Annotated in this window: 14 protein-coding genes; 13 read left to right on the top strand and 1 reads right to left on the bottom strand. The window is 58.4% G+C overall.

What is annotated here, in order from left to right:
- Positions 1 to 170: 170 nt before the first annotated feature.
- Positions 171 to 1,280: a mannose-1-phosphate guanylyltransferase gene (locus D8M23_RS06245; RefSeq protein WP_126854108.1), complete on the bottom strand. Its 1,110-nt coding sequence runs from the start codon at positions 1,278 to 1,280 to the stop codon at positions 171 to 173.
- A gap of 308 nt (positions 1,281 to 1,588) precedes the next feature.
- Here D8M23_RS06245 and sdhC point away from each other — a divergent pair, with 308 nt between their 5' ends.
- From sdhC to D8M23_RS06180, 13 genes are all read left to right on the top strand, one after another.
- The gene (gene sdhC / locus D8M23_RS06240) at positions 1,589 to 2,047 is read left to right on the top strand and encodes a succinate dehydrogenase, cytochrome b556 subunit (RefSeq protein ID WP_126854107.1); all 459 of its coding nucleotides are present in this window, start codon (positions 1,589 to 1,591) and stop codon (positions 2,045 to 2,047) included.
- A 3-nt stretch (positions 2,048 to 2,050) separates the two neighbouring features.
- Entirely contained in the window at positions 2,051 to 2,536 is a 486-nt protein-coding gene (locus tag D8M23_RS06235; RefSeq protein ID WP_006888205.1) for a succinate dehydrogenase hydrophobic membrane anchor subunit, read from the top strand.
- Positions 2,537 to 2,582: 46 nt separating this feature from the next.
- Positions 2,583 to 4,346 (top strand): succinate dehydrogenase flavoprotein subunit, encoded by a 1,764-nt coding sequence (gene sdhA, locus D8M23_RS06230; RefSeq protein WP_006888069.1) that lies wholly within the window; start codon positions 2,583 to 2,585, stop codon positions 4,344 to 4,346.
- 1 nt (position 4,347) lies between these two features.
- Entirely contained in the window at positions 4,348 to 5,136 is a 789-nt protein-coding gene (locus D8M23_RS06225; protein WP_126854106.1) for a succinate dehydrogenase iron-sulfur subunit, read from the top strand.
- Between the two features lie 103 nt (positions 5,137 to 5,239).
- Entirely contained in the window at positions 5,240 to 6,490 is a 1,251-nt protein-coding gene (locus D8M23_RS06220; protein ID WP_006888057.1) for an amidohydrolase, read from the top strand.
- A gap of 1,262 nt (positions 6,491 to 7,752) precedes the next feature.
- A complete protein-coding gene (locus D8M23_RS06215; RefSeq protein WP_126854105.1) occupies positions 7,753 to 11,388 on the top strand; it encodes a hypothetical protein in 3,636 nt (1,211 codons plus the stop codon).
- Positions 11,389 to 11,419: 31 nt separating this feature from the next.
- Complete coding sequence (locus tag D8M23_RS06210; RefSeq protein ID WP_126854104.1) at positions 11,420 to 12,124, top strand: MazG nucleotide pyrophosphohydrolase domain-containing protein; 705 nt, start codon at positions 11,420 to 11,422, stop codon at positions 12,122 to 12,124.
- A gap of 267 nt (positions 12,125 to 12,391) precedes the next feature.
- Positions 12,392 to 13,675, top strand: coding sequence for a phosphopyruvate hydratase (gene eno / locus D8M23_RS06205; RefSeq protein WP_126854103.1), 1,284 nt, complete (start codon positions 12,392 to 12,394; stop codon positions 13,673 to 13,675).
- Between the two features lie 170 nt (positions 13,676 to 13,845).
- Entirely contained in the window at positions 13,846 to 14,613 is a 768-nt protein-coding gene (locus D8M23_RS12125) for an FtsB family cell division protein (RefSeq protein WP_238693782.1), read from the top strand.
- Positions 14,614 to 14,633: 20 nt separating this feature from the next.
- Positions 14,634 to 15,224 (top strand): DUF501 domain-containing protein, encoded by a 591-nt coding sequence (locus D8M23_RS06195; RefSeq protein WP_126854102.1) that lies wholly within the window; start codon positions 14,634 to 14,636, stop codon positions 15,222 to 15,224.
- Between the two features lie 65 nt (positions 15,225 to 15,289).
- Positions 15,290 to 16,258, top strand: coding sequence for a Ppx/GppA phosphatase family protein (locus D8M23_RS06190; protein ID WP_126854101.1), 969 nt, complete (start codon positions 15,290 to 15,292; stop codon positions 16,256 to 16,258).
- A gap of 46 nt (positions 16,259 to 16,304) precedes the next feature.
- Positions 16,305 to 17,804: a S8 family peptidase gene (locus D8M23_RS06185; RefSeq protein ID WP_126854100.1), complete on the top strand. Its 1,500-nt coding sequence runs from the start codon at positions 16,305 to 16,307 to the stop codon at positions 17,802 to 17,804.
- A gap of 262 nt (positions 17,805 to 18,066) precedes the next feature.
- Complete coding sequence (locus tag D8M23_RS06180; protein WP_126854099.1) at positions 18,067 to 19,452, top strand: NAD(P)/FAD-dependent oxidoreductase; 1,386 nt, start codon at positions 18,067 to 18,069, stop codon at positions 19,450 to 19,452.
- Positions 19,453 to 19,510 lie beyond the last annotated feature (58 nt).

Below are 19,510 nucleotides of genomic sequence, written 5' to 3'. Positions count from 1 at the left end.
GAAGGCTCCCGCATCGGTTGATATGACCGATACGGGAGCCTTATGCATGTGCCGCTGGCAAAAGCGCGCGGGCACCCCGCACTGCTTTTCGGGGGGGGGTACCTGGGCGTGTTTTACTGAGTACGCTTTAGCCGGGCACACTTTCCCCGCGCACTTTTGCTGGTGAGATTTTAGAGCAGCTCGGTGAGTCCGCGCTCCTTGAGCTCGCTCACCGCTTCCTTGACTTTCTGTGCCTGCGAACGCGGGGCGACCAGCAGTGCGTCATCGGTGTCTACCACCACAATATCGTCCAGCCCAATCACCGAGATTTTACGGTCCGTTGTTGAGACGACAATACCGCTGCAGCCCTGGTTAAGAACATTCTGGTTATCGCCAAGGATAGTGAGATCCTCACCGGTTTTCTCCTGGTTAAGGCGCGCCACGGCGTCGAAATCTCCCACGTCATCCCAGCTGAATGAGCCGGGTACCATGGCAACATCGCCTGCTGCGGCTGCGGGTTCTGCCACCGCGTAGTCAATAGCGGTTTTCGGCAGGGTGCCCCACACTCGTTCCATAATGTCTTCGCGCTCCGGGCTGTCCCAGGCGTTAGCAATCTGCATAATACCCGCATGTAGTTCGGGCTCGTTGGCTGCAAGGTGTTTGAGCATGAGCTCGGCGGGGGCTACGAACATGCCCGCGTTCCAGGCGTATTCGCCGGAGTCCAGGTACTTCTGGGCGGTTGCCGCATCAGGCTTCTCAACGAAAGAATCCACGGCGAGGGCGTGGGGTGCCTGCTCAATCCCTAGCGACTCCCGGGCGTGAATATACCCAAAAGCGCTTGAGGGGTGGGTGGGGGTGATACCAATGGTGACAATTTTGCCGGTCGCGGCGGTCTCTACCGCTTCAATGACGACCCGTTGGAACTCGTCGACGGGACTGATCACGTGATCAGCGGCGAAGGAGCCAATGATCGCATCGGGTTCGCGGCGGTGCAGGATAGCGCAGGCTAACCCAATGGCGGCGGCGGAATCGCGCGGGGAGGGTTCAAGAACCAGATCGGCGGCGCGGAGCTCGGGAATCTGCTGAGTGACAGCGTTTGCGTGGGCGACCCCAGTGACCACCATGAGCGAGCCATTGCTCAAATCAATGAGTCGGTCATATGTTTCCCTTAAGAGGGAACTACCCGAATCCGTTAAATCGAGCAGAAATTTTGGGGCGTGTGCTCTGGAAAGAGGCCAGAGGCGGGAACCGACGCCCCCGGCTGGAATGAACGGTCGAAAACGCGAAAGTGTAGTATTCATCAATTACAGAATATCGCGGGATGCGTCATGTTCTCGTTTCTTAAACCTTTTTGCCAGCTGCTGATAGTAGATTTTTATCACATAAGGTTAAGGTTAGTTCCGCATGAACTCGCCGCAGAACAGGATATCGCTAAAGAGATATGACCTAATTAACCTGTCTAATATAGTCGACATTGTGTCAATAAGCCCTGCGCGAACCTGGTATCTTGTAAGCAACAATATGATTTCACGGTTGTCGCTGGGAGCGCTTCCCTCTGAGGTTTCACACAGACCCCGATGCTCTCCAGCGGTCTACAGGAGGTTATTCAGTGCCGAATATGTCTAAGGGCACCCTATACCGCGGCCGCTATGGAATGTGGTCGTGGGTGGCCCACCGCGTAACGGGTATCGCCATTTTCTTCTTCCTACTGGTTCATGTGCTCGACACCGCCGTGGTGCGTATCTCCCCTGAGGCATACAACAGCGTGCTGAGCCTATACAAGAACCCCATCATGGGTTTGGGGGAGACGGCCCTCGTTGCGGCTATTGTCTACCACGCATTCAACGGTATCCGCATTATCCTCATTGACTTCTGGGGCCCGGCCACCAACTCGAAGGTTGAGCACATTCAGAAGCCAAACAAGGACGGGATTATTGAGACCTCCGAGAAAGCAACCTACAACCACATTAAAATCCTGTGGGTTGTGCTGGTGCTGTGGGTCATTTTTGTTGCCGGTTTTGCGGTACGCCACCTGCCGAACGTTTTCGCCCACATTGGAGGTCACTAAGCCATGGCTACCCCGCTAAAATCCCGCGTTGCCATCCCGCGCATCCGCGATAACAAGATTGATGGCGTCAAGTACAACCGCTCCTCCTCTAAACGCAATAACTTTGAGATGTTCGCCTGGCTGGGGATGCGCCTCTCAGGTGTTCTGCTGGTGGTGCTGATCTTCGGCCACCTGTTTGTAAACCTCATGGTGGGGGAAGGTATCCACGCCATTGATTTCGGGTTCGTGGGCGGTAAATGGGCCAACCCGTTCTGGCAGGTCTGGGACCTGCTGCTGCTGTGGCTGGCGATGCTGCACGGCACTAATGGCATCCGTGTGGTGATTGATGATTACGCCGAAAAAGACCGGGTGCGCGTGTGGCTGAAGATTATTCTGTTCCTCGCCTCGGCGTTCGTGCTTCTGGTGGGAACCCTCACGATCTTCACCTTCGACCCCTGCCCCTCGGGCGCGGCATCCCACCTGCTGCCCAGCTTCTGCGCCGCCCGCTAACGACGGCCAGCACACGTACAGAGTTTTCGATACAAGAAAGAACATCATGCAGGTACATAAGTACGATGTAGTGATCGTCGGCGCCGGTGGTGCCGGGATGCGCGCCGCCATCGAAGCGGGCCAGCGAGTTCGCACCGCCGTGCTGACCAAACTATACCCCACCCGCTCCCACACCGGCGCCGCCCAGGGCGGTATGTGCGCCGCACTGGCTAACGTCGAGGAAGACAACTGGGAGTGGCATACGTTTGACACCGTCAAAGGCGGTGACTACCTCGTCGATCAGGATGCGGCAGAGATTATGGCAAAAGAAGCCATCGATGCCGTGCTCGACCTTGAAAAAATGGGTCTTCCCTTCAACCGCACCCCCGAGGGGCGTATTGACCAGCGCCGGTTCGGCGGTCACACCCGCGACCACGGTAAAGCAGCGGTACGCCGCGCATGCTACGCCGCTGACCGCACCGGTCACATGATCCTGCAGACCCTCTACCAGAACTGCGTGCGCCACAATGTGGAGTTTTACAACGAGTACTATGTGCTCGATTTGGTGATGGTCAAAGATGAAGAAGGCCGCCCCCGCCCCGCCGGGGTTGTCTCCTACGACCTGGCAACCGGTGAAGTGCACGTCTTCCAGGCAAAATCTGTGGTGTTCGCCTCCGGCGGCTGCGGCAAGATCTTCAAGACCACCTCGAACGCGCACACCCTCACCGGTGACGGTATGGCAATCGCCCTGCGTAGCGGCCTGCCGTTGGAGGACATGGAATTCGTGCAGTTCCACCCCACCGGGCTGGCCGGGCTGGGTATTCTGGTGACGGAAGGCGCCCGCGGTGAGGGCGGCATCCTGCGTAACTCTGACGGTGAGCGTTTCATGGAACGCTATGCACCCACCATTAAAGACCTGGCTCCCCGCGATATTGTGGCTCGTGCAATGGCGAATGAGGTGCGTGAAGGCCGCGGCTGTGGACCCAACAAAGACTATGTGCTGTTGGACCTGACCCACTTGGAACCCTCCCACATTGACGAGAAGCTGCCGGACATCACCGAGTTCGCCCGCACCTACCTGGCGGTTGAGCCGCACCACCAGCCGATCCCGGTGTTCCCCACCGCGCATTACGCAATGGGCGGTATTCCCACGAACAACGAGACCGAGGTGTACTTCAACAGCGAAGAAACCGTACAGGGTCTGTACGCTGCCGGTGAGGTGGCCTGCGTGTCGGTGCACGGCGCGAACCGCCTAGGCACCAACTCGCTGCTGGACATTAACGTGTTCGGTAAACGTGCGGGCCGTAAAGCGGCCGAATACGCCGCATCCGCAGAGTTTTTGCCGGTTCCCGATGATGCTGCTGATCGTGTGCTGGGTCTGTTGGATACCCTGCGTGAAAACAAAGGTACCGAGAAGGTCGGCGCTATCCGTGCAGACCTGCAGAAGACCATGGACGCTGACATGCAGGTGTTCCGCACCGAAGAGACCATCCGCCGCGCCCTGAAAGTCATTAGTGAGCTGGAGGAGCGCTACGAGAACATCTCCATCCAGGACAAGGGCAAACGCTTTAACCTTGATCTGCTGGAGGCTGTGGAACTGGGCTTCCTGCTACAGCTGGCGAAAGTCATGTCGGTAGGGGCCCTGCACCGCCAGGAATCCCGCGGCGGCCATTACCGCGAGGATTTCCCCAAGCGTGACGATATGAATTTCATGAAGCACTCCATGGTCTACCTTGACCCCGAGTCTGAGTTTGAGGGCGTGAAGGGCCTGCGCTTCGACACTAAGCCCGTCATTTACACCCGCTACGAGCCCAAGGAGCGTAAGTACTAAAATGGCCGAAAACGAACTTCCTGAACCGGAATCCGTCAAGCTTTTTGAAGGTATGACCGGCGGCGACGGCGGCGCTATCCCCACCTACGACGTGACTATTCGGGTGCGACGCTACAACCCCGAGGTCTCTGACGAGGCGTACTGGGACGACTTTAAGTTGCAGATGTACCGCACCGACCGTGTGCTGGATGCGCTGCACAAAATCAAGTGGGAACTGGATGGGTCCGTCTCGTTCCGGCGCTCCTGCGCGCACGGCATCTGCGGTTCGGACGCAATGCGCATTAACGGGCGTAACCGTCTGGCGTGCAAGACCCTGCTGAAAGACCTCGACATGACCAAGCCGATCACGGTCGAGCCGATTAAGGGCTTGCCCTGCGAGAAGGACCTGATCGTGGACATGGAGCCTTTCTTCCAGGCGTACCGCGAAATCATGCCGTTCTTCATTAATGACAGTAACGAGCCGGAACGTGAGCGTCTGCAGACCATTGAGGATCGCGCACGGTTTGACGACACCACGAAGTGCATCCTGTGCGCCGCGTGTACCTCTTCGTGCCCCGTGTTCTGGACGGACGGTCAGTACTTCGGTCCTTCCGCGATTGTGAACGCGCACCGGTTCATTTTCGATTCCCGTGATGACGCCGGAGACCTGCGCCTTGAAATCCTCAATGACAAAGAGGGCGTGTGGCGCTGCCGCACCACCTTCAATTGCACCGAGGCATGCCCGCGCGGTATTCAGATTACTAAGGCCATTGCTGAGGTGAAGCAGGCCATTCTGGCACGCTCCCTATAGGCGCCCTCACCCAGTCCGATGCGCGGCACCGGGTGGGAAGAAACAGCCCCGCTGCGGGGTGAAAGTTCTTCCTACCGGTGCCGCGAGGTGTTTAATAGTAAGTATGGTTTTCGCTAATTCACGTTACGATCTTTCAACCCCGGTGTTTGATGAGTGGGTTGCGCGCATGATGCCCACTCTGACCGAATTCCGTCGGCAGGTGCACCGCAACCCGGAGCTTTCGTTCCGTGAAGTGAAAACAACCGAGCGTATTATGAATCACCTGCGTGGTGCGGGCATGAGCCCTGTGGCGTGTGAAGGAACCGGCTGCTATGTGGACATCGGCAACGGCCCGTTCGCCTTAGCGCTGCGAGCCGATATTGACGCCCTGCCCATTGAGGAACAGACGGGCTTGGAGTATGCCTCAGCCGTGCCGGGAGTGATGCACGCCTGCGGGCACGATATTCACCAGACGATTATGCTCGGGGTGGCGCTTGCGCTGCACGAACTGAACGAGCGCACCCCGCTGGGCCGCAGCGTGCGCATCCTATTTCAGCCTGCCGAGGAACAGCTGCCAGGTGGTGCGGTGCAGATGATCGACCAGGGTCTGCTGCGGGGCGTGCCGCGCGCTTTTGCCCTGCACTGCGACCCGAAAGTTGATTTGGGGCAGATCGGCACACGTATCGGGGCGATCACCAGCGCCTCGGATACGATCAAAATTCATTTGAGCGGCCACGGCGGGCACACTTCACGGCCGCATCTGACGGAGGATTTGATCTACGCGATGAGTCAGATCGCGGTTCAGGTGCCCGCAGTGCTGACTCGCCGCACCGATGTGCGTTCGGGGGTGCTGGTCGCCTGGGGGCAGGTGAATGCTGGGGTGGCCCCAAACGCCATCCCCGCCGAAGGGTATTTGGCGGGGACTATGCGCTGCCTAGACGTTGAGGTGTGGCGCCACGCCGGGCAGCTGCTAGATGAGGTGATTGAGCAGGTCGCGGTGCCTTTCGGGGTGAACGCCCGGGTGGAGCATATTCGCGGGGTGCCGCCGGTGGTGAACACCGACACCGAGACGACCATGATTGAGAACGCCGCCCGGGCTGAACTGGGGGAGGACTCAATCGTGCTGGTGGAGCAGTCTATGGGCGGAGAGGACTTCGCCTGGATGCTGCAGGAAGTTCCGGGCTCAATGTTCCGGTTGGGTACCCGCGCCCCTGAAGACCCGACATATGATCTGCATCAGGGGGATTACAACCCCGATGAGCGCGCTATCGGCGTGGGCGTGCGGGTGATGGCTGCGACCGCTTTGCGTGCGGTGCGTTTTGAGCTGGCAAAAGCCGCGAAAGCCGCAAACCCGGTACGGGATGAGGCCCGGTAGAGTATATACACTTGTCCTGGTGGGCGGGCGTTTTAATGGTGAGGATGCCCCACTGGATTCTTTCACGGAACCAAGAACATATCAGAAAATAATTGCGGTTAATTATATTTTATGATGAGCTTTGCCTTGCGCCGAAAAATAAATTATTTAAAAAATATTTAATGAATTTAATTTTACTCAAGAGATTATTATATATACTTGGGGGAACGGCGGAGAAAATACTCATCTTTACTTAAATGCTGAACACATTAAACTAATTGCTGACATTGATACATATTTATCAATAATTCATTATAATTAAAACTGACATTGTAAAATACCCTGGTGCTATGAAGGTTATCCGTTAGAGGGTAGGCTTCTGCACATGCACCGGGCAGGAACCCACAAGTGACCTGCACAGATATATGTTGAGCTCCGGATAGGGCGGCATGTTCGTCTTATGGACTCTCATATGAAGGGGTAATGGGTGCAGAGAATATTACTGAATAAGCATGGGATGTGTCAGGGCTACCCGAGTTTTTATTAAGAGGGTGAATTGACCAGTTAGCTTTTTGCTATTTTCCCGCGTGATAAAGGTGAACTATTTAAGGCTCGTGATAGTGACAACACGGTAATAGCAGAACGTATCATAAGTGCCGCAGGTAGTGGATCTGCAATGTGCGGGAGTGCGATGAATGAGCAGGGGTGCGGCAGAAGATGCTGGCCCCCATGTAGCAAGAGACTCTCAAAACCCTGCCAAACGGCACATGCCCCAAGGATATGATGATCTTGAGATCAGACACTCGGCCCGTAAGTAACTAAAGTGTTTACACGCTCAACTACGTGAGTAGGCAAAGCTGCGGGGGATCCTTTACCCATCCCATGCTCTAGTCTAAAGACAATGAAAACTTACCAGTTTTGAGAATATGCTTCAGGCAGTTACCCGACCGTCATTATGCTGAATAACAATCGTGAGGCGGTTTTTGCGCTTTCCATAGTGATGAACGCACTGTCAAATTTGCTTCGGTGTGCATGGAGGCGGGTACTCCAGGTATGGTTTAGGTATTCCATTTATTGTATAAAATCCCACCCGGGCGTGCCTCATAAACGGCATGTGCCGCACCATTGAGCGGTTTTGCCCGCAGAAATACGGCGGTTCACCCGCATTTCTGCGGCCCTGATATACCGGGTAGGCGATAGAATGGGATGCAGACACACCAGACACACTCAGCTCTCGCCGTGTCCGCCGGGAGCGCCGACAAGAACTAGTGGAGGGGACCACAGTGGGAATCTTTGGAATCGGCAAGAAAAAATGGGAAGCACAGGTGCGCGCAGCTGAAGAAGCAGCCGCGGCGGAGGCGGAAGAGCGAAGCCTGAGCGAAAAAGTGATGGAACAGCAGCAGTGGGAGGAATCCCTCCGGAAATTTGTGCGCACCGAAAGCCAGCGGTCCCAGGGTCAGCGTGTTGTCGAAGAAAACGCACGCCACACCGCTGCATCTGAAGACTTCTTCGAAGAACACGACCAGGACTCCACCGACAGCGCGAACCTGGTGCACCCCGGCGCTGAGGAACAGGAACTAGAAGCCACAACCAGCGAATCCAGCACCCAAACGCAGGAACCCGAAGACGACTACGACACTGACGATGCGCCCGCCCAGGACCCCTACGATGATGAGGGACACGACGCCTCAGCCGAGTACGAAGACGACTATGATGACGAAGACGATGACTACGATGATGAGGACGAAGACGACGAGACCCGTCAGGCGCGCGTAAAAGACTATATGACCCGTCTCGGGCTAACTAACGATGAGAACGACCCCGAGCAGAAGATTGAGCTGGTCACCGACGAGACGGTGCTGCTGCACCTGCCCGACACCCCGGAAGAAGATGCCCACACCACCGTAACGGAACCTGAGACGTACGCGGGGGCGCTGCCGGTTATCTCAGCTCAAGATACGGGGGCGTCGGTGCAAGAAACAACCGATACCGGGCAGGTTGCTGAGTCGGACGATAGTGAGAACGACCCCGAAGATATCGAGCACTATGTGCCTGCAGGGCAGGAATCAGTGGCTGGTACAGGCACAGCACACCAGAGCCCCAGCATCGCCGATGAAGTTGCCTTTAATGCATCAGATAGCCTCGCCGAGGCCCCTGAGGGGGCCGCGAACAATCATCGTTCGGCGCGCCCGGAGAATGATGTTGAGCGGTTCGAGGAAGTCCCCATGATCGAGTTTGCCCCGATTCAGAACTCCCTCAAGAAGCCCAGTGAGAACCCCGTAGCGAGCGTTGAGGAAGAATCGTGGGAACTGCATCATGATGATGCTGAACCTCACGAAGAAGACACCCGAACCCCGGAAGATTCAGCCGCTGAGGCTGCTGGTGCAGACCCGTTAAGCAGCACCCTCACCCCTGAGCCTGCTGCCGTGGCCGCAACAACGGGCGCGTCTGCGGCTGTAGCAGACTCTGCGGGTCTTAGCGGCACCAGTGACGACACGCATCACGCACCGGAGCCGATATTTGATGCCCCCGACGCTGAAGTGCTGACTCCTGATAACCCGCTCTACACGCTTATTGAGACCATGCGCGAGCACGGTCATGGGCAGCTCACCTTTGACCTGCACCAGGTTAATGACGATATGAACTACCGCCTGTACTACCAGGGGGATGAGATTGAAAAGGGCGTCGTAGTGCCCGGAACCATCTGGTTCGATTCCGTAGCGGCGCTTTATGTTGCGGCACAGGATTCGGGTACGGTGTGGACCCGCGCCCTCGTGGCGGCCAGCCCCAGCCTGGGCGGGCGTGTGGCGGTGCAGGCCTCATACATGAGCGCTGCGGATTCCACGAACTGGGATAAGAACTATATTTTCCCGGCAACGGAGCAGGATAACGACGCTGCGGACACTATAGCGGAGGCAGCACCCGCTACGGCCTTTGCGGAGGGCACCGAACCCGGTGCCGCTCCTGAGCCGACGCACGACTACGACGCTGACCCGCTGATGCGCACCAACACCGAAAGTGAGCGGGACGAAGCACCCGGCGAGAAGACGCAGGATGGCTTTGAAACCGCCGATGAGGCAGAGCCTACGCATGATGAGGTATTGAACGAAACGGCAGACGCTGCGCCTCTGGCGGGCCTTGATGAGACTCAGGCGCCGGAAGAGCAGGAGACCGCGCTCCGTGAAAACACCCAGGATGAGCCTCTGCCGCTGGGCGGATACCCCCTCAACCTGGTTAAGGCAGATGAAGGCAGCGATGAGCCTGATGAGGCTGAGGAGCTGCTGAGCGAGGCTTCCGAGCGTGATGAAATGCCTCAGCCTGCAGCCGAAGATGCTGTGCTCTCCACCGAAGAGCCTGCGGACTCCTTCACCGAGGACCTCCCCGGGGAGGATGTTTCTCGTCAAGACACGCAACAGGACAGCGTCGAGCTGGATGACACCGAGCTGGATAATGCCAAACTGGACGGCACCGAGGAAGACAGTATTGCAGCCACCACCGATACCAACACGTCTGGGGACCGCAACCAGCCGGGTCAGGTGGGCCACGCCAGCCTTACCGCACAGAGTCTAGCTCCGCACACTGACACCACTGCTGAAGCTGAGAACACCTCTGAAGCCGCAGACTCCGGGGCCGAAGAGGAAGACATTGATGGGATGGCCGCTGCGCTCGCGGCGATTGTGGCCAGCGCCGAAAGTAAACTTCAGAAGCCTCAAACTCAAGCACCTCTCGCTGAGGATTCTGTGGAGGACAGCGCCCCCGCCCCAACGGTGCACGAGACGGTTGCCGCCCTCAATGAAGGTGCTGCGGCCCCTGACCTGGGCGAGGACGAGCCGGTACAGGCCCCTGACGACGGTGCGGCAGTTAACGACGATACCGGCCCTCTGCCCGCAGTCTCTTCCGACGCCTCTTGGCAGCAGGACGAGCCTGAGGACACTGTGGCAGAGGAGAAGGACAAGGAAAACACTGCCGCTGGTTCCAGCAAGATTGTGAACGTCACCTCTGCTGTTGCGGCAAATGATGCTTCAGCTGAGGCCGCCGCCGGGTTCTTACGCCCCGCCGATGCGCACACGACGAATCTTGTCGATGCTGCCGCTTTCACCCGCGCAGCGGATACCGGTGATGCTGGTACCGAAGCGGACCATACTGTTGATCCTGAAGCACAGGCCCCCATGACGGGCGCTGCGGACTTGGATACTGTGACTGCCGCAGCCAGCGAGGGCACGGCCCATCGCGGCCCTGAACTTCCCGAGCATGTGGATGATGAGGAGCTGGTACCTGCGGTTGAGAAGGAGTCTTTACTGGCTCCCGTGCAGCAGACTGCTGCTGAGACGGAGACAGAGCAAAAGCCTGAGTCCACGTGCTCGGATCCCGATACGCCCACGGTCTGCGCTGATCCGGATACCCCCACCGTACAGCCTGCCGCAGATGTGAGTGTGCTCTCCGATACGAAGCTCGCCGAGGGGAACCTGACTCTCACCGAGGCGCAGGTGGCGCATCGTCTGGCTCCCGTGGTTGAGGCCCTGTTTGGTGAGGGCGGCACGGCTACGGATGCCACTACGGTGCTGATTCGTGTGCGTGCCCTTGGCTCTTACTATGACGCCCTGACGCATGTGCGCCGTAACGGGTTCTGGGAGCAGGTGCGCACCTTCGACTTGGTGCCTGAGGAGACTCTGGATATTCCGCGGCTGAAGACCGATTCGTATAGTGAGGGTGAGGGGTCGCCGCTGGCGATTAGTCTCACGTTCACCCCGGGGGTTCCGGTACAGGCGGCGTTTGATTATTCGAGTGAACAGGCGTTTGTGCGGTATCCGCGCCAGCTTGAGGCGGAGCGTTATGTGGAGGAGCTGCGCATGTTCCCGCGCCTTGGCGCCAGGATTCCTGCGCATATGGCGGCTGCGCTGGCGCACTGGAATCTGTAACATCCGCTGGAATCTATAGGAGAATCTGCCTGTGAATGAAGATAAAGCGTCCGAGAAGGACGTAGCTGAGGTTGCCGCACGTGCGGGGAGAGCCTTCGAGCGTTTAGTGCACACGATGGCGACCCTGCGCGCGCCCGGCGGGTGTCCCTGGGATGCCGAGCAGACTCATCAGTCTCTCATCCGGTTCCTGATTGAGGAATCCTATGAGGTTGTGGAGGCTGTCGAAGCACCCGAAGGCACAAACCTGCAGCTTTTACGTGAAGAGCTGGGCGATGTCCTGCTTCAGGTTCTCTTCCACGCTGATATTGCGGCGGCAGAGCCGGGCGGCTTTACGATCGAGCAGGTGATTGAGGGCCTGGACACAAAACTTCACGATCGGCACCCGAATGTTTTTGGTGATTCTTCGGGCGAGTCCCGGATGACCGTCGCCGAGCAGCAGGTTTTCTGGGATGAGCTTAAGAAGAAGGAGAAATCCGATCGAGGTCCGCTTGACGGCATTCCTCCTCATCTGCCTGCGCTGGCCTTAGCGGCGAAGGCGATTGCTAAGGCTCGCAAGGCCGATATTGTGTTGCCGCCCGAGCCTACCTCCTTAGACGACGATCTTCCGTTTACCTATAGTGAAGAAGATTTTGGTGAGCTGCTTTTCTCCCTGGTGTGCCGCGCACGGCAGAATGGGCTGGATGCGGAACGCGCCCTGCGTACCTACACCCGTAAGTTCATTGAGTACAATTCCTAGACTGTAGTGGAGCGAACGACCCGTCTGCGCCGCGTAAGCGGCAGCGGCGGGTTGTTCTGTGCTGCCATGAGCACTTTCTGCAACGTACCCCCCACTAAAGGTGTTGGATACCTTCATGAATCGCAAAAATTCCTGTTGTAACCGGTGTGTTTATGTGGGAGTTTTGCTAAAATTTTAGTTGTATACGACTTGAGCAGGCCGCGCCTATCCCGGGCGTTGACGCCGAGTGAGCCGTCCACATCCTTTACATTTTCAAGGAGCATTTTCATGGCTGTTATTACCGCTGTTCACGCCCGACAGATTCTAGATTCCCGCGGCAACCCGACCGTTGAGGTTGAGGTTCTGCTCGAAGACGGCGCTTTCGCACGCGCTGCTGTGCCTTCGGGCGCATCCACCGGTGAGTGGGAAGCGGTTGAGCGCCGCGATGGCGACAAGTCCGTATACTTGGGCAAGGGCGTTCTGGGCGCTGTCAAGTCTGTCATTGAAGAGATTTCGGAAGAAATTATCGGTATCGACGCCGCCGATCAGCGCACCGTCGATCAGGCCATGATTGCTCTGGACGCCACCAATAACAAGGGTAAGCTGGGCGCTAACGCAATTCTGGGCGTTTCTTTGGCCGTCGCTAAGGCTGCCGCAGAGTCCGCAGACCTTCCCCTCTACAAGTACCTGGGCGGCCCCAATGCCCACGTGCTCCCCGTTCCCATGATGAACATCCTCAACGGCGGTTCTCACGCAGACTCCAACGTTGATATTCAGGAGTTCATGATTGCTCCCATCGGTTTCAAGAACTACTCGGATGCGCTGCGCGCCGGTGTCGAGGTCTACCACTCGCTCAAGTCCGTGCTGCACGACCGTGGCCTCTCCACCGGTCTGGGCGATGAGGGCGGCTTCGCACCGAACCTTGAGTCCAACGCTGCGGCCCTTGACCTCATTATTGAGGCAATCGAGAAGGCTGGCTACAAGCCCGGCGAGCAGGTTGCTCTCGCACTGGATGTGGCATCCTCCGAGTTCTACAACGACGGCGCCTACGAGTTTGAAGGTCAGAAGAAGTCCGCCGAAGAGATGAGCGCATACTATGCTGATCTTGTGGCGAAGTACCCGCTGGTTTCCATTGAGGACCCGCTGGATGAGAACGACTGGGCAGGCTACAAGACCCTGACCGAGCAGATCGGTGAAAAGGTTCAGATCGTCGGTGATGACCTATTCGTGACCAACCGCGAGCGCCTTGAGAAGGGCATCAATGAGGGTGCGGCAAACGCTCTGCTGGTGAAGGTTAACCAGATTGGTTCGCTCACCGAGACCCTGGACGCTATGGAGCTGGCACAGCGCAGCGAATACCGCTGCATGGTTTCCCACCGTTCCGGTGAGACTGAGGACGTCACCATTGCCGACCTCGCTGTGGCAACTAACGCGGGTCAGATCAAGACCGGCGCGCCCGCACGTTCCGAGCGTGTGGCCAAGTACAACCAGCTGCTGCGCATTGAGGAAGAGCTGGGCGATGCCGCTGTTTACGCCGGCAAGTCAGCATTCCCCCGCTTCAAGAAAGCATAAGTGCTCGGTAGCTTATAGGCTCATGTAGTAAGAGGGTGGCTATTCCCCGTGCGGGGGTGGCCACCCTCCGCCGTTGCCTGCACGGTTAATGCACGTAGCGGCGGGTACAGGATGCGGTGCCCGCCGGTAGAATAGAATGGTTACGGTCAGCGCGGTGAAGGGAGAGAGCAATGTCAGAACGGGACCGACAGAAGGATTCAGCTGCCTCGGCTTCTCGGGGCACACGACGCCCCGCTGGGGCAGGTCAACACGCGGCGAAAAACCGGCCGTCCCGTTCTGCCCAGACACCCGGCACCCCGAAAAATCGTGGACTGCGTAAACGCACCAAGTCGTCTCAGGCGAAGGGAGCAGGAACCTCCCGGAATAAGCAGGAGCAGCAGGACACGCGGCGGTCTCCCAGCACGGTAGGCACCCTCACCAGTGCCGTCATTGGGGCGGGCCGTTCTCCTCGGCGCGGTAAGGAAAGCCCGCAGTTGGCGCGCCAGAGGCGTATGATTCGTGAAGGCAGCAGCGATCAAGACCCGGATGAGCTGACACCGGTTGCTGCGCGCGGTTTTTCGGGTCAGTTCCTGATGGGGGCGATTATTGTGGTTGCCCTGCTGGTGGGAACCTACCCGACGCTTAATAACTATTTCACGCAGCTGCGGGAGATCGAATCAACCCGTGAGCACATCTCTCAGCTGCAGCGGGAGAATGCCCAGCTGAAGGTTGAGAAAACCTGGTGGGATGACGAGAACTACGTGCGTCAGCAGGCCCGCAGCAGGCTGTTCTACGTGAATGAGGGAGACACCCCATATGCGGTGACCGGCATTGACTCGAATAACACACAGGTGGACGACACCTCTGCCTCGGCGAAAAACGCCCCCGACGATTCGTGGACGAATAAGATGTGGAACTCGGTGGAGAACCCGCAGGGTGCACAGAAGAAGCGGCAGTAGATTTTTAGTATTGAGGATAAATGAGCACTAAAGAAGACCTGATGAACCGTGTCCCTGAAGGGGTTGGGGTGACGGTTCAGGCCCTCATCCCCACCGAGCAGGATGTGCGGGTGCTATCGGCCCAGCTGGGCCGTAAAGTGCGGGATGTGGTTGAGGTTCCGGCACGGTGCGTGTGCGGTAACCCGCTAGTGGCAGCCACCGCCCCGCGATTAGCAAACGGCACCCCATTCCCGACCGTGTTCTACCTGGCCCACCCGGTCATTACTGCGGCGGCCTCCCGGCTGGAGGCTGGCGGTCTCATGTACGAGATGACCGATGAATTGGCGCAGAACCCGCAGCTGGCGCAGCAGTACCGTGCCGCGCATGAGAATTATCTGGCCGAGCGTGAGCGTATCCGCATTATCAGCGGCACCGACGAGGTCCCGGAGATTGATGGGATCTCGGCGGGGGGTATGCCCACCCGCGTCAAGTGTCTGCACGCCGTCATCGGCCATACTCTTTCGGTGGGGCGCGGGGTGAACCCGATGGGGGATAGGGCTTTGGATGCGATTTCCCCGTGGTGGACCCCCGATACGTGTGCCTGCGACCCCGCGTGGCGGCACGCTGATTAGCTGCCAGCTGCTGTGCATACCACCTGCAACGCTCAAACCCGGCAAAACCTAGATTGGAGCCTGAGATGCGCATTGGCGCTATAGACTGTGGCACGAACTCGATCCGCCTGCTGATCGCGGATGCAGTCGTCGAAACTGATGAAAACGGCAAGGAAACCACCCGCCTGAAGGATGTGGTGCGGCAGATGCACATCGTGCGGCTGGGCCAAGGGGTGGACGCCACCGGCTGGTTGGCGCAGGAGGCGCTGGACCGCACCTTTGAGGCTGCCAGAGAGTACGCTCAGTTGCTTAAGGCGTACAGTGCAGACCGGCTGCGGTTCGTGGCGACCAGTGCCACCCGTGATGCCGGTAACCGTAAGGTTTTTATGGAGGGTATTCAGCAGATCTTGGATATTGAGCCCGAGGTGATTAGCGGCACTGAGGAGGCCTCACTCTCATTCGCGGGTGCAATGCGTGCCGTTGGTGCGGGGGATAAGAACACGCTGGTGTTTGACCTAGGCGGTGGCTCTACCGAATTCGTGCTTGGCGGCGGCAGGGGAGCTGAGGCTAAGGTGATTGCCTCCCGAAGCGTGAACGTGGGGTGTGTGCGCCTGACCGAGCGGCATATGGTGTCCGCGCCAGTCACCGATGAGCAGGTGCGGCGGGTTGAGGCCGATACGGACGCCGCCATCGAAACCGTTGTGAGCTCTGTGCCGTTAAACACCGCCACCCGCGCTGTGGCGGTGGCCGGTACCGCGACCACTCTCGCGGCTGCGGCATTGGGCTTAGAGACCTACGATTCCGAGGCGATTAACGGCACCTCATTGTCTCTTGAGACTGTTCAGCGTACCGCCCAGGTGCTGCGTAGTATGACCCGCCAGGAGCGCGCCGAGCTGGGGTATATGCACCCCGGGCGGGTGGATGTGATCGGCGCTGGGGTGACTATTTATGCGAGGATTCTCACGCGTCTGAATGAGATTACTGACGGTGTGATTAATTCCGTAACAGTAAGTGAACATGACATCCTTGACGGCATTGCACTTTCACAGTTATAGAGTGCAGAATACTTTACAAGGAGATCTAATTATTTAGGGAGGGACAATGGCGACTCACTGGAATAAGCGGCACGATGCGCAGCGGCCGGGCGCGGCACAACACGCCGAGACTCCCGCCTCAAAGGCACCGCGCCGGTTAGCACACAGAGCTTTCGCCGTTGTCGCCTCCCTCACCCTAAGCGTTGGGGTGGCTGCCTCCGGCGGGTTTAACCCGGCTTGGGCGGCCCCCACTCCGGGTTCCTCTGCAACCGCGTCCCCAACCCCTTCGAAATCGGCCCCAACTGCGCCTGTGGCCTCCGCACCGGCGGCCACAAACAGCACCAGCGCGGGGGATGATGTGCGCCAGCGCGAGTACTGGATTAACGATTACAAGTTCCCTGAGCTCTGGAATCAAAGCACCGGGCGCGGAGTGACTGTGGCAGTGATCGACACCGGCGTGGACGGCACCCACCCTGACCTGGAAGGGAACGTCCTGAAAGGCCATGATGCCTCCGGCGTTGGCAGTTCAGACGGCTGGACAGGTTTGGGAACCGAGCCGATGCACGGTACCGAGGTTGCCTCTCTGATTGCCGGGCACGGGCACAACACCACAGGTGTGGCCCCTATCGCCGGGCAGCCGGGTAAACCCGCCGGCATAATTGGTGTGGCCCCAGAGGCAAAAATCCTGCCAGTATCCCTGAGCATGGGCACCGGCGGCGGTAAAAGCATTGATGAGCAGCTGCCGGAGGCGGTACGCTACGCCGTGGATAACGGGGCGCAGATCATTAACCTGTCGATCGGCTCTAATAAGGCGAGCTGGCCACGCAGCTGGGATGACGCGTTCAAGTACGCTGAGGAGAAAGGCGTGCTGGTGGTGGCTTCTGCCGGTAACCGCGGCAGCGGAATCACCCAGGTGGGGGCGCCAGCTACTATCCCGGGTGTGCTCACCGTTGGTAGCGTTGATAGCTCCCGGCGGGAATCATGGTCTTCTTCCTCTCAGGGGATTTCAATCGCTGTTGCCGCGCCCGGGGTGAATATGATCGCTGCCGCCCCGAACAATAAGTACATGCTGTGGTCGGGGTCGTCGGCTTCTGCGCCGCTGGTGTCGGGTTTGGCTGCGCTCATTAAAGCGAAATACCCTGAGCTGTCGGCCGCCCAGATTATTCAGCGTATTATTACCAGCGCCGATGATGCCGGGCCTGCTGGCCGTGACCCGTTGTACGGGTTCGGCATTATTAACCCTACGGCGGCGCTCGCACAGAGTACGTCGTCGAATGCTGCGGAGAACCCCCTGGGGTCGATGAGTAACTGGATTGCGATCCATCGCAAGCAGGAGGTGAGCGCTCCGGAGCCGACGAGCTCCGAACCGGTGCACGAGGATGGGGAGAATATTCCCCAGGCTAAGGTGCCTGAACCGAGTGTGCCTGCTGAAGATTCGGGTGTTGTTCCGCCGCTGATTGTGGGCGGGCTGGCGCTGTGGTTATTGGCGATTACCAGCTTCACGGTGCACCGTCTGCATAAGATGCACCGGCATGTGCGTCGGCCGCATGTGCGGGATGAGAACTAAAAGTCGTCATAATTTTTTCGATTTGCCGTTTATTACAGGTTCATAAAGTGTGTGTTCACCTTATCAACCGCGTAGAATGATAGGTAAGTACAGAGTGCAAAATACGTACACCCGCAGGTTCTGTGTTCTGATCCTGCGCTGTTAGGTGCATGTGTTTTTGGCTTGTCTCGTGCGATGCGCTATGCGGCGTGACGTACGGGGTCTTTTCGTAGCCAGCCCGCCTGCGAGCGGCGGCAGAATATAACCTAGGAAGTAGCATAATATGGCATTCACTAAGTTGGCTCAGGATCGTCCGCGTATCCTCATTGTCGGTGGCGGCTACGTCGGCTTCACCGTGGCGAAGAAGATTCAGAAGGCGGTCAAAGCCACCGGCGGGGTAGTGACCATCGTTGAGCCTAACCCCTACATGACCTACCAGCCGTTCCTGCCCGAGGTCGCTGCAGGTTCAATGGAGGGTCGTAACGCAACTGTTCCCCTGCGTCAGCATCTGCGTGATACTGAGATCATTCCCGGCCTTGTGGTTTCTGTGAACCATGCGGCGCGAACCGCTGTAGTTGAGCCCATTGATAGTGGCGAACCGTTCGAGCTGCAGTATGACGAGATTATTCTTGGTGCTGGTTCCGTCACTCGTGCTTTCCCGATTCCCGGCTTGGCTGAGGTCGCTATCGGTATGAAGACCGTTGAAGAGGCCGTTTCGGTGCGTAACTGGGTGCTGGAGCGTATTGAGGTTGCCTCCGTTCTTGAGGACGCGGATGCCCGCCGCCGCGCCCTGACGTTTGTTATTGTCGGTGGTGGTTTCGCCGGTGTTGAGACCATTTCTGAGCTTGAGGATATGGCGCGTGAAGCGGTCAACCGTAATGAGCGTCTGACCCCCTCAGACCTGCGTTTTGTGATGATTGAGGCAGCCCCGCGCATCATGCCCGAGGTACCTGAAGACCGCGCTGAGAAGGTTGTAGCCGAGCTGAGGGCCCGCGGCATTGAGATTCTGCTCAATACCTCCCTCTCGGATGCTACCGGCGGTAACCTGCAGCTGATTAATATGGCTGATAAGTCTCCCGCTGGTGAGATCGATACCGATACTTTGATTTGGACCGCCGGCGTTGCGGCTTCCCCGATGCTGAAGAACACCGACTTCCCGATTGATGAGCGCGGCCGTGTGCGTGTGAACGCAGACCTGCGTGTTGCCGGGGACGCTGGCGTGGTTGAGGGCGCTTGGGCTGCTGGTGATAACGCCGCCGTGCCTGACCTCTCCGGCGGCGGTGTGGGCGGTTTCTGCGTGCCGAACGCGCAGCATGCCTCCCGCCAGGCTCTGGTGCTGGCTAAGAACATTCTGGCGGCACGGCGCGGTGAGCCGCTGACTGACTACTACCACGAGACGATCGGTGTGGTGGCTGGTCTGGGCCTGTGGAAGGGCGTGGCGAACTTTAAGGGTAAGACCTTCGCCGGTCCGTTGGCATGGATTATGCACCGCGGCTACCACGGTTCTGCGATCCCCACGACTGAGCGTACTGTGCGTGTTATGACTACTTGGGCACTCAACCAGCTCTTTGGCCGTGATACCACTACGATCCGCCGCCAGCGCACCCCGCGCCTGGCGTTCCAGGAGGCAACCGGTACCGCCCCAGCAAAGACAAAGGAACACCTCTAATACGGTTGCAGGTGTCTAGGATTTGATACTGGCCCTCACTTCGTGCGAAAGTAGTGAG

Origin of the sequence: Rothia sp. HSID18067, assembly GCF_003989445.1 — a bacterium.
Taxonomy (GTDB): domain Bacteria; phylum Actinomycetota; class Actinomycetes; order Actinomycetales; family Micrococcaceae; genus Rothia; species Rothia aeria.
The sequence above is the reverse complement of the archived record's forward strand: the minus strand, read 5'-3'. Positions and strand labels throughout refer to the sequence as shown.